The sequence below is a fragment of the Sediminibacillus massiliensis genome, assembly GCF_900156915.1.
Taxonomy (GTDB): Bacteria; Bacillota; Bacilli; order Bacillales; family Amphibacillaceae; genus Sediminibacillus_A; species Sediminibacillus_A massiliensis.
In genome coordinates this window covers 435955-449873 of sequence record NZ_LT732535.1, presented here as the reverse complement: position 1 = coordinate 449873, position 13919 = coordinate 435955, and the positions used below count along the sequence as shown (strand labels likewise).

The following is a 13919-nucleotide window of genomic DNA, read 5'->3' as shown; positions in this document are numbered from 1 at the left end:
TCAACTTCTTTTTCTAGCAAATATCTTGATCGGCGTCCCTTCGAAACCGAACGCTTCCCTTATTCTGTTTTCCAGAAACCGTTCATATGAAAAATGCATCAATGCCGGATCGTTTACAAATACCACAAAACTCGGCGGTTTGACAGAAACTTGTGTTGCGTAAAGTATCTTGAGCCTTTGCCCTTTCATAGTCGGAGTAGGATTCACCGCGAGGGCATCCATGATGACATCGTTCAACACATTGGTTTCCACTCTTTTTGCATGGTTTTCACTCGCTTGCAGGACTTGCGGCAACAGAGTGTGCAGCCTTTTTTTCGTTTTGGCGGACAAAAATACTATAGGAGCGTAATCCAAGAATAGGAAATGGGCCCTGATTTTATCCTCAAACTCTTTCATTGCCTTTTCATTTGTTTCGACTGTATCCCATTTATTGACTACAATCAAAACCGCTTTCCCTGCCTCATGAGCATAGCCGGCAATTTTCTTATCGTGCTCGATAATACCGGTTTCTGCATCAATTACCACGAGTACGACATCAGATCGTTCAATTGCTTTTAAAGCGCGAAGGATACTGTATTTCTCAGTTGTTTCATATATTTTACCTCTTTTTCGCATGCCAGCTGTGTCAATAATGACGAAATCCCGTTCATCGCGTGTGAACGGTGTATCGACAGCATCACGCGTGGTGCCAGCCAAATCACTGACAATGACCCTTTCCTGATTCAAAATGGAATTGACCAGGGAAGATTTCCCTACATTCGGCCTTCCAATCAAACTGAAGTGAATTGTATCTTCTTCATATTGTTCCTGTTCCAATTCAGGAAAGTGTTTTACCACTTCATCAAGCAAATCGCCGAGCCCAAGCCCGTGTGTCCCGGATATTGGAAACGGTTCTCCAAATCCAAGGGAATAAAATTCATAAATCTCATCCCTCATTTCCGGGTTGTCTATTTTGTTCACTGCCAATACTACTGGTTTATTGGAACGGAACAACAGTTTGGCCACCTCTTCATCAGCCGCGGTAATGCCTTCTCTTCCATTGACCATGAAAATGATGACATCTGATTCGTTTATGGCTACCTCTGCCTGTTCCCTCATTTGCACTAACAAAGGCTCATCGCCAACTTCAATCCCTCCTGTATCGATAAGATTGAAAGAAGTTGTCAGCCATTCAGCGCTCGAATATATTCTGTCTCTCGTCACTCCCGGTACATCTTCTACTATTGAAATCCTTTCTCCTACCAACCTATTAAAAATAGTTGACTTGCCCACATTAGGCCTTCCAACTATTGCTACTACAGATTTCCTCATGAAAGGACCATCCTTTCTGTCCACTATACTTCAGAACTTTTATTCACAATCATTAACCTATTTATTTTAGCAAAAGAGGAAATATTAAACAACGATTTCTTTAAATGCCACCTGTCTCAATGTTTGACGATGATATGTAATTGATCACTGAGCGCATGACTTATCCCGTCCAGGATTGCTTCCAGATTGGCAGCGACTTTTTCCATTTCCTCCTGGGAATCACATAAGAATATGGGTGCACCACCTGCAACTTTTTCCTGCTTGGTGGTAATAACGGCCAATACCGCTTTTTCCATTTTCACTCTCAATTCCCCCCTTTCCGGTTCGCTTTCGATTCGGACGGCATTCTGATCGCATTTTCCAATACGGGTGTTGCTCCGATCACGTTGATTGCCCTTTCAACATCTTTGTTCTGAGGCAAAATGAAGACACCGATTCGACCATCATCCAAATCCCTTTTGATAAGCGGGACGAGGGCTGGAGTTCCAGAATCCCTGAATACACCCATAGACACAGATACATCATGAAGAATTGCTTGCCTTTGTCCGAGATTGGCTATGGTAGAACGAACATTAAAGTTTTTCGGTGTGAGTATAAAGCCCATCCCATATTTTCTTATTTCATCCTGCCTTTCCGGTAAACCGATATTCATTATATAGATGTTGTCGACATAAAGTCCCGCTCCTTCAAAGTGTATATCCTTATATTCAATATCGACTATATCTTTAAGTGTAGATCCACTCATAAATTTCCTGATAAGGAGAAAACAAACCAAAGAGACTACAATCGCAATCCAAATATTCCATACTAGATAGGAAAGAGTAGCCAAAAACGCTGTAAATATGACCAGATAATTTCTGCCTTCGAACGCTACAGCTATTCCTTCTATATAAGTGTTTCCCCTCGGCACGAGTTCGTAAGCATCTAATTCAGTCAACGTATTCCTTTCCATATTTCTTACTTCACGGAACTGTGAAGCAGCTATTGTCAAAAATGTGACAGCGGTAAACTCTTTTTCCATAATGGAAGGCACAGCCATGGTCCCCAATCCAGCTGCAATGAATCCTAAAGAGATATGGATGACTTTGCCGTGCAGATATGTGGGATACTGTCGGTAATCAGTACGGAGCATAACAAGCCTTGCAAGCGTTCCGACAATGACCCCGAAAAGGATTGGATAAGTGTACTCATTCATGGTTCCACCTCATTTTCAGCTTTTCTTCTATGCTCTGAAGGATGATTTCCACCCGTCTTTTAACCAGTACCATTAGTGTTGCTAAAAGATTGAAGCTTATTCCCACCATCATCAAATCCAGAAACGATAATTGTCCTATACCTACTGAGAAACCATAGCTGTTCAAGATAATGGTGTGAAGAATTTCACCAGTCGTAACACCTAATGTCCAGACCGCACACCTGTCACGGAAGGTCTTACAAACAAAAAACAATAGTGCGACTCCAAGAAACGGAACCATCAGAAGCCTTGGCATGAAAACCCAAATCGGGCTGATCATTTCCCAGAATAGTATCCCTGTATAGCTGAATACCAGGCATAACGTACAAAAATTGTGATACAACCACCTGGAACTTCTCGCATGAAGTATCATACCTCCGCAAAAAGAAACGATAACTGCCATATTTACTTGATAGCCAACGAAAGTGGCATTTATCTCCGAGCAAATGATTAGCAGAAGTATCCATGCCGACATAAATATCCTGAACCGGTCTTTTCGATATAAGAAAGTGAAAAAGACCCAAACCATCCAACTGATCCAATAAAAAAACAAACCTTCCATAATGTTCACCACCCTTAGCATTATAGCTGGAATTTTATTATTTTAATCATTGGCGCTGAAAAGGAAAGGTTCAAGTTTGAAAAGTAACAGTTTAGGGGTATTCATTGTTGTGAGGCAATAAACGAAAAGGAGGAGTATTATGGCTGCGGCTAACAAACTTGCAATGCATGAAACGTTGGAAATCCATGAAATTCTCACTTTAAAACAATCCGCAATCCTGAAAGCTTATGCAATGAAACCCCTTGTAGAAGATGACACATTAAGACAGATCCTGGATAATGAGGTCACCACCTCGGAAAAAGCGATAAAAGAACTAGAAGAGTTATTACCGAATAACAAATAAAAAAGAAAGGAGAGAAAATCAGATGGAATTAATGGAGAAGTTGAAAACTGCAGGGAAAATGAGGGACGAGATTATCGCGACAGATTTTCTGGTCACTGCTAAATCTGCAGTTAGAACTTATGCAGTGGCTATAACGGAAACAGCATCCCCAGAAGTGAGAGAAGTCCTGAAAAAACAGTTAAACCAAGCCATCGACACACATGCTAAAATAGCGAACTATATGATCAAGAACGAGATGTATCATGCTTACGACGTCAACGAACAATTATCACATGATGAAGAAAAAATTAAAACGGCCTTGGAAATGGTCAACGATTAACCCTGGACTTCCAGGGTTTTTCTATTTGACACCCGCGATTCCCCTTGTCCGGTTTCTGTATTTGAAGTTCCATGCTTCTTCTGCCCGGCGATCATCACTCCTGTCAGGTGAATATCAAGATAACTAAGGAAAAGGGAACGACAAATAAAAAGGCCATCGGAAAAACTCTCCCGACAGCCTTCACAATGTTTTATGTATATTTACTCATCAAATTCTTCTTTGTGTAAACCAATCATTCAAATAACCTGTAGACACATATGGTTTATTTTCTAACTCGTAAGTTTTGGTACAATCCAGTAGTAGCATGGCAAGTTTTACTTCTTCATGGACTTGGTCGATTTGTTCCTGCAAGGCTTCTAATCCTTCCTCTAACAGGACTTTCAATAACGTACCAGCCATACCAAAAGCCTTGGCTCCCAATACCATTGACTTGGCTCCGTCCAATCCATTTCTTATGCCGCCTGATGCAAGCAGATTACAATCCGGGAATGCCTTCTTCACTTCTTTGATAGCAGCCGGGGAGGGGATGCCCCAATTATTGAAAGCTTGAAGCGGTTTCTTTCTACGCCTGTTTTCCACTTTTGAAAAATTGGTACCGCCTTTGCCTGACACATCTATGTATGTCACTCCCAATTGCTTCAACCGATTTGCTGTTTCCTTGGACATGCCATACCCTACCTCTTTTACAATTACCGGTATATGGATATGACGGACAATTGATTCTATATTTTTTGCAGTCGATGTGAAATCGCGATCGCCTTCGGGCATGATCAATTCCTGGAGAGTATTCAAGTGAATTTGCAAGGCATCGGCTTCCAGCATATGAATCGCTTTTTGTGCCTGGTCAACACTAGCCTCGCTGCCGAGGTTAGCGAATATAATCCCCTCTGGATTTTCCTTCCGCACAATTTTAAAGCTTGCTTCTTCTGTCTTGTCTTTTACTGCAGCCATTTGGGAACCGACCGACATCGCCACCCCTGTATGTGAAGCGGCAATTGCCAGTTTTTTATTTATCTCTTCCGTTTTTGTACCTCCGCCTCCGGTCATAGCGCTGATAAAAAGAGGCGAACTTAAAGAAAGTTCGCCTAAGTCAACACACAAATCGATGGAATCCCAATGAAGTGAAGAAATGCTTTGATGGATCAATGTCAAATCATCAAAATAATTTCCTTCCGTGCTGTTCGATTCAATCGCATATTTGATATGCTCCAATTTTCTTTGGGATCTATTCATTGTTGGTCACCATCACTTGTATTTATCTAACTTATCACCGATCATGTCACCCAATTGGAAACCTGAATGGTCTTCCTCTTTTTCGTATTGTTTTAATTCAGCTTGGTTTTGGTCACGCTCTAATTCCTTGATACTGAGCGACATACGCTGATCAGCTTCGTTTACATCGAGTACTTTAACTTGAACGGATTGACCGACATCCAGCACTTCCTGTGGTGTTCCGATATGCTGGTTGGAAATCTGGGATATATGCACAAGGCCTTCCACCCCTGGAGCGACTTCGACAAAAGCTCCAAAATTAACCAAACGTTTGACGGTGCCGTCAACCACAGATCCGGCTTGTATTTTATCCTCGATGTTATCCCACGGTCCGGGCAATGTTTCTTTCAAGGAAAGGGAAATCCGTTCATTGTCTCTGTCCACAGACAAGACTTTCACGTTGATTTTTTGGCCTTCTTCTACAACATCAGATGCTTTTTCTACATGCTGATAGGATAACTGAGAGATATGAACAAGACCGTCAATGCCACCGATATCCACGAATACTCCGAAATCGGTTAGACGCTGAACAGTACCTTCCACAACCTGTCCTTCTTGAAGGCTTTGCAGGACTTCCTGCTTCTTGGACGCTTCGTCTGCTTCTGTAACAGCACGGTGTGACAAAATCACACGGTTTTGCTCGCGATCCAACTCTACCACTTTTAAACTCAATGTCTTGTTTTTATAATCTTCGAAGTCTTCTACATAATGTGTTTCAACTAAAGAAGCCGGGATGAATCCGCGCAAACCGACATCTACGACAAGACCGCCTTTAACGACATCTTTGACTTCTGCTTCGAAAACTTCTCCGCTGTTATATTTCTCTTCTAAATCTTCCCATGCATTGTCTGCATCGACTGCACGTTTGGAAAGAACGATTTCATCGTCTTCTGATTTTTTCACTTTGAGAGTAAGCTCTTCTCCTTCACTCACAGCATCGGATGCTTTTTCCACATGCAAGCTCGAGAGTTCGCTGATAGGGACAATTCCTTCTACTTTATAGCCAATGTCCACTAGTACTTGTTTATCCTCTACTTTTACCACTTTACCGGTAACCTGGTCACCTACTTGTGGCTGTTGAAGATCTGAAAGTTCATTGTTCATTTCATCCATAAAAAGAAACCTCCTTCAATTTCCGACACACAACAATACTTCCTTGAAATGTCCTTTTTTCTAACTTCTTACATTTGAACATTTTTGTCAAGCAATAGATAGTTTCTAACTGTGTTTTTCTGCCAGCTTTCTGATTTCTGACATGATAACTTCAGTAACATCCTTTGCTGAAGTTTTATTTTCCCGATATTTATCCATTTCAATCGGTTTTCCGTAAATTACTTTCAATCTCGAAAAAGGTTTATAAGGTCCGATTATTGCACAAGGTACAATGTAAGCTTCAGAACGGAGTGCAAAAAAGCCTGCTCCGGACAATCCCTTTCCAATTTGGCCTGTTTTGCTTCTGGTACCTTCGGGGAACAATCCCAATGTCTCACCCCGACCGAGAATGTCAAGTGCTTTCCTCAATGCATTCCTGTCTTTCATTCCTCTTTTGATAGGAAAGGCATGTATTCTTGTTAGAAGCCCTCCAAGGAATTTTTTTTGGAACAATTCCTCTTTTGCCATGAAGTAAATATCTCTCGGACAAGTGATGCCAACTACCGGCGGATCTAAATTAGAGATATGATTGGCACAGATAATGACAGGGCCTTGCTTCGGAACATTCTCCTTACCCTCTACTTTAATACGATATAATGGATAAAGAAGTACTGTCACCACATTTTTTGCAAACGTATATAAACTCATTTCCCCTTAATCCCTTCTACTATTTTGTTACACCCTTGACAACTTCCAAAATTCTATCAGCGACTTCATTGATTGATAAAGAGGTCGTATCAATCTCCACTGCGTCTTCAGCTTTTATCAATGGCGAAGCCTCCCGTTCAGTGTCCAGCTGATCTCTTCTTTCAATTTCCTTCTTAAGCTGCTCCAATTCAGATGGATAGCCTTTTTCCAGATTCTCTTTGTGCCGCCTTTCGGCCCGTTCCTCGACAGAAGCAATCAGGAAAATTTTTACTTCGGCATCCGGCAGAACATGGGTGCCGATATCCCTTCCGTCCATTACCACCCCTTTTTGGTCGGCAAGGACCCGCTGTCGCTGAACCATTTCTTTTCGGACATCAGGATGTTTGGCCACGATCGAAACTTGATTCGTAACATCTTGAGTTCTGATTTCATCCGTGACATCACGGTCATCGACCAAGACCTTTTGCCCATCCTCGGATTGTTGGAGATCGATGACCGTTCTTTTAAGGAGCCCGGTGATTTTGCTTCCATCCTCCAGGTCAGTATTGTTTTTGATTGCTGCCCATGTAAGCGCTCTGTACATCGCTCCTGTATCGATATAGATAAAAGATAGTTCTTTTGCGATCATTTTCGCGACAGTACTTTTACCGGCAGCTGCTGGTCCGTCGATTGCTATAGCTAAATTTTGTTCCATGTACTTACATTCCTCTCGTATTTGGTGAAAAGTATTCATAAATAATTGCTGACAAAAAGTCCGCTAGTAAGAAATTCTCCTATTATCCGCCCGTGATGGTGGAGGGCGGAATGTCACATAACTCTTTACCTACCGAACCTCTCGTTTGGCACTCTAAGAGTTGCCCTTAAAAGGATAACACACTATCTATTACTTGTTGCAATTTTTCTAACACAGTTGTATTTTCCATTTTGGCTACCCCAACATATTCATAGACAGGGTTCAAAAATAAGTTTACATCAGTATGCAAAACAAGCAGTTGAAAACTGACCAAAAGGAAAGCATGCAAACCCAATAATGCTACAATATACCGTTCCACACGTTTCATCTTCCTCAAACCTTTTCTTTTAATTTGAGTAATACTTACAAACCCATTCCTCTCTTTCTGGATTGCAACTGTTTTTGAAAGCAAAATCTTATGATGGATTGTCGGTCTTTTTCATTCATATCCCCAAACTTCAAAGAAAGCAGTTTACTTTGACCTTCTTTCCTTGTGATTGTACGAATTGCTTTAGCCGACGTCCGTATGTATTCATATCGACTATTTTCCATTGGAAGGACGAGCCATAAATCCAGGGAAGTACCATGGGATATTTCATCATAGTGCTCGGGAAAGAGAAGGGAAATTCCGCCACCGCTAATATCTTGTGTAACAGCCGTAAAAGGCGCCAATATCCCGTTTGGATCATGGACCGAAACATCTAATGTGACTTCCATCCGTACGTATTGTCTTCTCTGGATTCTTTGCAAATGTTCGTCCCCTGGATAATCTAAGACAAGGGTCGGCACATTGTTCATTTTCTTTTTTTCTTTTATCTCGGTCGAAAAACGATAAACACCGCGATCTGTTCCAACAAAGTTTGCAGAGAACTTTGTGTTGTTTCTAAATAAACTAGTTCGTCCGGTCAATTCATGGACAGGGTAATCGACATACAAAAGATTCCCTATTACATCGACAATTTTACATCGGTATCGATCTGAATTTTCTCCCTTCCCCGTTTCCAGGACAAGTCTAGATCCTATTTTGATCACTCATTACGCCTCATTCCTATCTAGTCTTGCAAATATTATCTCAAAAATAGGCAAAAAGGGAAAGGCAATTACTACCCTTCCCTAAACAGATTCTTCGAATACTTCTTCCGTGCCTTTTAAATGCTCTACTCTTTCTTCCTCACCTGTGTTGGCATTGATAAATATCCGATAGGTATCGTTCTCTAATGTTCCAAGAAATTCGTAAACAAGCACCTCTTCAGTCATATCATTTTCAATCACAGCCAGGGAATGCTCTTGAATCTGGACATTCGGGTTTACCGTTTCTTCAGCTTCGCTAACAGATAATCCAGGTTCCTCTATCTTGCGTTCCTGATGATTCATGAAAAAATCCCGAGCAGAGATACCGAGAATATCACCATTATCCAGAGCTACTTTTACTTGTACAGAGTCCGGGTATATCCTCACTTCATCCTGCTTGAATAAAAAGTTGAAGACGCCAACATTGTCATACTGACTGCTTTGGAAGACCTCCATACCATCCAGCTGTAGTTTATTCATATAATCCCCAGCTTTTTCCATCGCCTCATTCAAACTTATTTTCTGCTCTTTGACTTCCCGGTTAACCATCAAAGAAAGCGGGTGACCGCCTTTTTCAGAAATATCGAGATAGCCATTTTTTCCATCTTTTTGGTAGGATGCGCTATACATAGGAATTTGGGCACCGTCGCCGGTTTTAGTGACTGTTATCTCAACATCCTCTCCCACATCGAATAAGTCCCTGGCTCTTTTCCTTGCTTGATTCTCGGAGATTTTTTCCCCCTGTAGATTTTGGAACTTGTGGTTTTCCTTCGAGGTACCGGTCAGAGTCGGTCCGAAGTTACCCTCCGAGTACCCTTTAACTGTTTTTTCCACAGTTTTAAACCCATCGACAATTGTATTGTCTGCCTGTTGGTCATTAGTCGACAGCGCAAGTTGAACATCCATCCAACGAAGATTATTATCCAGAACAACATGCTGGACTTTTCTCAGTTCATTTTTTATCTCTCCGGACTGCTGATACAAGGTCTGCAGGCTCTTCACTTCGTTTTCCGATAAAGGCTCTTTATCCAAATCCCTTATAGCTGCCTTATAACTAAAATCCCCTATGTCCGACAAAAACTCTTCGGTCTTGTTAAAAGGTAATAATGCCAGTGGCAGCTGTCCTACATCAGTACTTGCTTCCGATGTAAGCCTCCAAATATCAGCCAGTTGCGGAGACAATTGGGACCTCGTGTTCATGGCAAGAGTCGTTCCGATCTTCTCATGAAGCAAATCCATATGATAAGACAAATCGTGGAAAGACCGTTGATAGGTGTTTTCCGCTTGTATCAGAATTGCATTCTTCTCTTGGTGTTCCTGATAACCCCATATACCAGTAGCAGTTATACCTACAGCTAGCAGTGCTACTAAAATCCATCTGATCATTCTTATCCACCTTCCTACATACAGAATATATGCTTTCCTATCCGCTTAATTTGAGGACGGGACCATATCCAGCCTGAGGTGGCCGTGTCTGGATTGAAGTAGTAAATAGCTTCTCCAGTAGGGTCCCAACCATTGATTGCATCCAGTACCGCCTCTTCGGCCGAATCATCAGGGGTCAGCCATATCTGTCCATCAGCCACCGCCGTGAATGCTCTTGGCTCGAAAATTACTCCTGAAACGGTATTTGGAAACGTGGGACTTTCCACCCTGTTGAGAATGACTGCTGCCACGGCCACCTTGCCTTCATAGGATTCACCTCTCGCTTCCCCATGGACGGCATTTGCCATCAAGCGGATATCGTTTTGCGAAAAGCCACTCGGAACATTGACTGCAGTAGGTTCGTCCGGTGTCTGGTTTCCTTCCGCCTGCTGGGCTTGGCCTCCTCCTTGTGGGGCATTTCCACTTTGATTGTTGCCTTGCTTTACTTGTTGTTCCTTTGGGGTTCCCCCATAGTGGGTAAAGTCTTTGCCTTGGTTGATCTGTTTCTTCACAAAATCCTTGTCATAATTGCTTGCTTTCTGTAGTTTTTCCTTTGTTTCTTTACCGGCCAGCCCGTCAATCTCCATTCCGAACTCGTATTGAAAGTTTCGGAGAGCCCAGTAAGTTCCCCAGCCGAAAACACCGTCGATTTTACCATTATAGAAACCTAAGTACTGTAGTCTTGATTGCAGCTCGATGACATCTTCTCCGACAGCACCTTGCTGGATTACTTGATTACTAAAGGCCTTTACCGGTGAATTTTCATTCGAAGCAGTGAGGCCGACAGCAAGTACTATGATACTGATGACCAAAAACATCATCGACTTCTTCTTGAAGTGCATTTATATTCCTCCTAAGAGTAAAAATGTCTTTGTTGTCGGCTTATTTTTTAGCAAGCTATCAGTTTTTATACATTGTATTGACAGGAAGAAAATAAAAGGAAGACCATGAAAATAACAAAAAACCCGCTTCTTCTCCAAAAGCGGGTTTTCACAAAGTATTGGATTGTTTCTCGTTGATCAGAGTCACTTGGTGATGCATGGCTTGGCGATTGGCAATTTTGACTTTTCTTAGTCCGAGCATCCAGAGGGCTATCATGAAAGGAGTCAATAAATAAATCCAATAACTCGGGACGGCTTCTAAAATATAGTCGTACATTCCATGCAGAAAAACAGGCAGAAAAAGAGCGAATGCCAGTGTGCGTTTTTTGTAGACAGGAGAAAACTTCGCTTTCCCTAAATAATATCCCATTATTACGCCGAACAGTGCATGGGAAGAGACCGGAAAAAACGCTCGTCCGAAAGCATACTCTATTCCATGTGCCAACAGGTAGAGTAAATTCTCTACTGTCGCAAATCCCAGACTGATTGCAACTCCATAGACAATTCCATCGTATAAGGAGTCAAAGTCGGTATATTTATAAACGGTATATAAGAAAATGAACCATTTGAAAAATTCTTCCATCAGCCCTGTTATTAAAAAGGAGCGGATAAACGGTGTTTGTCCTACTCCTTCGACCATGAAAGCGTATTGAACAAACATTATCGGAAACACCAATAATGCTCCATATAAAAAAGTCCTGAAAACCATAGACAGAGGTTCTGATTCAAATTGGTCTTTCAAATAAAAAAATGACATCAATGCAAGAGTCGGTGCAATCCCTGCTGACAGGACAGCAAACATAATGACAACCTCTTTCTTTCTTAATATATTCATCGTATCATGAAGTAGGTAAGATTAAAATAGAGCTAAGTAAAGTAGGTGTAATTATGAAAAAAATCCTCATCATCCATACAGGCGGGACAATATCGATGATGGAAGACAAAATGACAGGAGCAGTATCGACTACTCACAAACACCCTTTGACAGATATGACTCCTGCCTTGAGCGAAATTGCCGATATAAAGGAAGAATTCATGTTCAACTTGCCTTCACCCCACATTACTCCATTGCACATGCTGCAACTTGGCAGAAATATAGAGAACAGGTTGTCTAAAGAGAAATTCGACGGAGTCGTAGTCACACATGGGACTGATACGCTGGAGGAAACGGCATATTTCCTTGATCTGTTCCTAAAAACTAGAAAGCCGGTCGTCGTTACAGGGGCAATGCGTTCAAGTAATGAAATCGGATCCGATGGTTTATATAATTTAATCAGTTCTATTAGAGTCGCGAATTCGGAAGACGCTCACAATAAAGGTGTTTTGGTAGTAATGAATGATGAAATCCATACTGCGAGAAATGTTACCAAAACATCTACAAGTAATGTAGCGACTTTTCAAAGTCCACAATATGGTCCGGTCGGAATCATCACAAAGCAGGCAATCTTTTTCCATCAGAAACTGTTGACCCAAGAGACCTATACTGTTGAAACATTAACAAAAAATGTAGCACTGATTAAAGCATATGCAGGAATGCATGAGAGTTTGATAAAAGCCATCCATCATACAGGCATTGATGGGCTTGTGATCGAAGGGCTTGGCCAGGGAAACCTTCCTCCCAATATCGTCGGATCTTTAGAAGCCATGCTGGCCGATGGTATTCCGATCGTATTGGTTTCAAGATGTTACCAAGGAGTTGTACAAGCTACTTACTCTTATGATGGCGGCGGTAACAAACTGAAAGAAGCAGGAATCATTTTCGCCAATGGGGTTACAGGTCCTAAAGCAAGAATAAAATTGATGGTTGCACTGGAACATACCGATAACCCAAAAGAACTGGTACCACTTTTTGAATAGACTCAATGAAAGAAGCTGCACTCCGATATGGATGCAGCTTCTTCTTCAGTCAGTTACAGATGGCATTTGCAATTAGCTCACCATGAAACCGTCCGTTCTCGATGAATATTTTGTTGTTGTTAAACCCTGCAGCAATAACCCCTGCTATATAAATTCCATTGATGTTCGTCTCCATTGTCTCTTCGTTAAAAACGGGAGCTCCTGTTGCTTCTTCAATTTCGATGCCCATATGACGCAAAAAGTCATTGTCGGGCTGGTAGCCGGTCATGGCAAAAACAAAATCATTTTCCACTTCTTTGGCCATCCCGTCAACTTTATATTTAACATGGCTTGTCGTTATCTCGGAAACACAGGCATTGAATTCCATGTTAATCCGCTTGTTTCTCACCAGTGATTCAAATTCGGGTAATATCCAGGGCTTTATGCTTCCGGAATATTCACTTCCTCTGTATAATACGGTGATATTCGCTCCAGCTTTGTGAAGTTCTAAGGTAGCGTCGACCGCAGAATTCTTTCCGCCGATGACGACTACATTTTTTGCGAAATATGGATGTGCCTCTTTAAAATAATGCATTACCTTCGGCAGGTCTTCTCCCTCGACACCCATCAACCTCGGCTGATCATAATAACCGGTTGCTACAACAACATTCTCGGTATAGTAAAGGTTTTCCCTTTCATCAGCCAGAATTGTATGTAGAAAAAAGCCATTTTCTTTTTTTTCAACTTTCACTACTCTCTCAAAAGAATTTATTCTCAGTGATTTTCTGTCTGCAACTGTCCGGTAATAAGCCAGGGCCTGATTACGGACAGGTTTTTTCTTTTCTGTTATGAAAGGTACTCCGCCTATCTCTAAACGGTCACTGGAACTGAAAAATGTCTGATGGGTCGGATAATGATAAATAGAATTGACTATATTTCCCTTTTCAATAATTAGTGGATTGATTCCCTTTCGTTGCAATTCAAGAGCGGCGGACATACCACAGGGACCGCCGCCTATAATGATCGTATGTTCGTTATGCAAATTCGTTCACTCCTTATCTGCAGCATGCAATAGATTATTCCCAAATAAAAACAAGTAAGCACTTACCAGATTCACTGTTAAGTGCTCACC

General features: G+C 41.6%; 17 protein-coding genes. 3 read left to right on the top strand and 14 right to left on the bottom strand.

Going from position 1 to position 13919, the window contains the following annotated elements; genetic code table 11:
- The 4 genes from der to CZ434_RS02950 form a co-directional block, all read right to left on the bottom strand.
- Positions 1–1311 (bottom strand): ribosome biogenesis GTPase Der, encoded by a 1311-nt coding sequence (gene der / locus CZ434_RS02965; protein WP_077621722.1) that lies wholly within the window; start codon positions 1309–1311, stop codon positions 1–3.
- A gap of 116 nt (positions 1312–1427) precedes the next feature.
- Complete coding sequence (locus CZ434_RS02960) at positions 1428–1607, bottom strand: capping complex subunit for YIEGIA (protein WP_077625052.1); 180 nt, start codon at positions 1605–1607, stop codon at positions 1428–1430.
- A gap of 8 nt (positions 1608–1615) precedes the next feature.
- Positions 1616–2506, bottom strand: coding sequence for a YIEGIA family protein (locus tag CZ434_RS02955; protein ID WP_077621721.1), 891 nt, complete (start codon positions 2504–2506; stop codon positions 1616–1618).
- Positions 2499–3107, bottom strand: coding sequence for a YphA family membrane protein (locus tag CZ434_RS02950; protein WP_077621720.1), 609 nt, complete (start codon positions 3105–3107; stop codon positions 2499–2501). Before CZ434_RS02950 ends, CZ434_RS02955 begins: the two co-directional genes overlap by 8 nt.
- A 139-nt stretch (positions 3108–3246) precedes the next feature.
- Between CZ434_RS02950 and CZ434_RS02945 the strand changes: the two genes are divergently transcribed.
- Complete coding sequence (locus CZ434_RS02945; RefSeq protein ID WP_077621719.1) at positions 3247–3450, top strand: spore coat protein; 204 nt, start codon at positions 3247–3249, stop codon at positions 3448–3450.
- Between the two features lie 22 nt (positions 3451–3472).
- Entirely contained in the window at positions 3473–3769 is a 297-nt protein-coding gene (locus CZ434_RS02940; RefSeq protein ID WP_095742887.1) for a spore coat protein, read from the top strand.
- Between the two features lie 207 nt (positions 3770–3976).
- On the opposite strand, the gene fni is transcribed toward CZ434_RS02940, so the two are convergent.
- The 9 genes from fni to prsW form a co-directional block, all read right to left on the bottom strand.
- A complete protein-coding gene (fni, locus tag CZ434_RS02935) occupies positions 3977–5002 on the bottom strand; it encodes a type 2 isopentenyl-diphosphate Delta-isomerase (RefSeq protein ID WP_077621718.1) in 1026 nt (341 codons plus the stop codon).
- 12 nt (positions 5003–5014) lie between these two features.
- Positions 5015–6154: a 30S ribosomal protein S1 gene (gene rpsA, locus CZ434_RS02930; RefSeq protein ID WP_077621717.1), complete on the bottom strand. Its 1140-nt coding sequence runs from the start codon at positions 6152–6154 to the stop codon at positions 5015–5017.
- 105 nt (positions 6155–6259) lie between these two features.
- Positions 6260–6841: a lysophospholipid acyltransferase family protein gene (locus tag CZ434_RS02925; protein ID WP_077621716.1), complete on the bottom strand. Its 582-nt coding sequence runs from the start codon at positions 6839–6841 to the stop codon at positions 6260–6262.
- Between the two features lie 19 nt (positions 6842–6860).
- Positions 6861–7535: a (d)CMP kinase gene (gene cmk, locus CZ434_RS02920; RefSeq protein ID WP_077621715.1), complete on the bottom strand. Its 675-nt coding sequence runs from the start codon at positions 7533–7535 to the stop codon at positions 6861–6863.
- Between the two features lie 166 nt (positions 7536–7701).
- Positions 7702–7902 carry a DUF5359 family protein gene (locus CZ434_RS02915; RefSeq protein WP_143262113.1) on the bottom strand — a complete coding sequence of 67 codons (201 nt, stop codon included), beginning with the start codon at positions 7900–7902 and terminating at the stop codon, positions 7702–7704.
- 35 nt (positions 7903–7937) lie between these two features.
- Complete coding sequence (locus CZ434_RS02910; RefSeq protein ID WP_077621713.1) at positions 7938–8606, bottom strand: flagellar brake protein; 669 nt, start codon at positions 8604–8606, stop codon at positions 7938–7940.
- Between the two features lie 81 nt (positions 8607–8687).
- Positions 8688–10031 carry a germination protein YpeB gene (gene ypeB / locus CZ434_RS02905; protein ID WP_077621712.1) on the bottom strand — a complete coding sequence of 448 codons (1344 nt, stop codon included), beginning with the start codon at positions 10029–10031 and terminating at the stop codon, positions 8688–8690.
- A gap of 14 nt (positions 10032–10045) precedes the next feature.
- On the bottom strand, positions 10046–10912 hold the full coding sequence (sleB, locus tag CZ434_RS02900; RefSeq protein ID WP_077621711.1) for a spore cortex-lytic enzyme: 867 nt from the start codon (positions 10910–10912) through the stop codon (positions 10046–10048).
- 148 nt (positions 10913–11060) lie between these two features.
- Positions 11061–11753, bottom strand: a complete 693-nt coding sequence (gene prsW, locus CZ434_RS02895) for a glutamic-type intramembrane protease PrsW (protein ID WP_077621710.1) — start codon at positions 11751–11753, stop codon at positions 11061–11063.
- An 86-nt stretch (positions 11754–11839) separates the two neighbouring features.
- Here prsW and CZ434_RS02890 point away from each other — a divergent pair, with 86 nt between their 5' ends.
- Positions 11840–12808: an asparaginase gene (locus CZ434_RS02890; protein WP_077621709.1), complete on the top strand. Its 969-nt coding sequence runs from the start codon at positions 11840–11842 to the stop codon at positions 12806–12808.
- A gap of 49 nt (positions 12809–12857) precedes the next feature.
- Here the strand turns inward: CZ434_RS02890 and CZ434_RS02885 are convergent, their stop codons facing one another.
- Positions 12858–13829, bottom strand: coding sequence for a YpdA family putative bacillithiol disulfide reductase (locus CZ434_RS02885; protein WP_077621708.1), 972 nt, complete (start codon positions 13827–13829; stop codon positions 12858–12860).
- Between the last annotated feature and the right edge of the window lie 90 nt (positions 13830–13919).

Excerpts from the sequence above, each read along its gene's own strand:
- der (WP_077621722.1), bottom strand. The coding sequence starts at position 1,311 with ATGAGGAAATCTGTAGTAGCAATAGTTGGAAGGCCTAATGTGGGCAAG.
- CZ434_RS02960 (WP_077625052.1), bottom strand. The coding sequence starts at position 1,607 with ATGGAAAAAGCGGTATTGGCCGTTATTACCACCAAGCAGGAAAAAGTT.
- CZ434_RS02955 (WP_077621721.1), bottom strand. The coding sequence starts at position 2,506 with ATGAATGAGTACACTTATCCAATCCTTTTCGGGGTCATTGTCGGAACG.
- CZ434_RS02950 (WP_077621720.1), bottom strand. The coding sequence starts at position 3,107 with ATGGAAGGTTTGTTTTTTTATTGGATCAGTTGGATGGTTTGGGTCTTT.
- CZ434_RS02945 (WP_077621719.1), top strand. The coding sequence starts at position 3,247 with ATGGCTGCGGCTAACAAACTTGCAATGCATGAAACGTTGGAAATCCAT.
- CZ434_RS02940 (WP_095742887.1), top strand. The coding sequence starts at position 3,473 with ATGGAATTAATGGAGAAGTTGAAAACTGCAGGGAAAATGAGGGACGAG.
- fni (WP_077621718.1), bottom strand. The coding sequence starts at position 5,002 with ATGAATAGATCCCAAAGAAAATTGGAGCATATCAAATATGCGATTGAA.
- rpsA (WP_077621717.1), bottom strand. The coding sequence starts at position 6,154 with ATGGATGAAATGAACAATGAACTTTCAGATCTTCAACAGCCACAAGTA.
- CZ434_RS02925 (WP_077621716.1), bottom strand. The coding sequence starts at position 6,841 with ATGAGTTTATATACGTTTGCAAAAAATGTGGTGACAGTACTTCTTTAT.
- cmk (WP_077621715.1), bottom strand. The coding sequence starts at position 7,535 with ATGGAACAAAATTTAGCTATAGCAATCGACGGACCAGCAGCTGCCGGT.
- CZ434_RS02915 (WP_143262113.1), bottom strand. The coding sequence starts at position 7,902 with ATGAAACGTGTGGAACGGTATATTGTAGCATTATTGGGTTTGCATGCT.
- ypeB (WP_077621712.1), bottom strand. The coding sequence starts at position 10,031 with ATGATCAGATGGATTTTAGTAGCACTGCTAGCTGTAGGTATAACTGCT.
- sleB (WP_077621711.1), bottom strand. The coding sequence starts at position 10,912 with ATGCACTTCAAGAAGAAGTCGATGATGTTTTTGGTCATCAGTATCATA.
- prsW (WP_077621710.1), bottom strand. The coding sequence starts at position 11,753 with ATGTTTGCTGTCCTGTCAGCAGGGATTGCACCGACTCTTGCATTGATG.
- CZ434_RS02890 (WP_077621709.1), top strand. The coding sequence starts at position 11,840 with ATGAAAAAAATCCTCATCATCCATACAGGCGGGACAATATCGATGATG.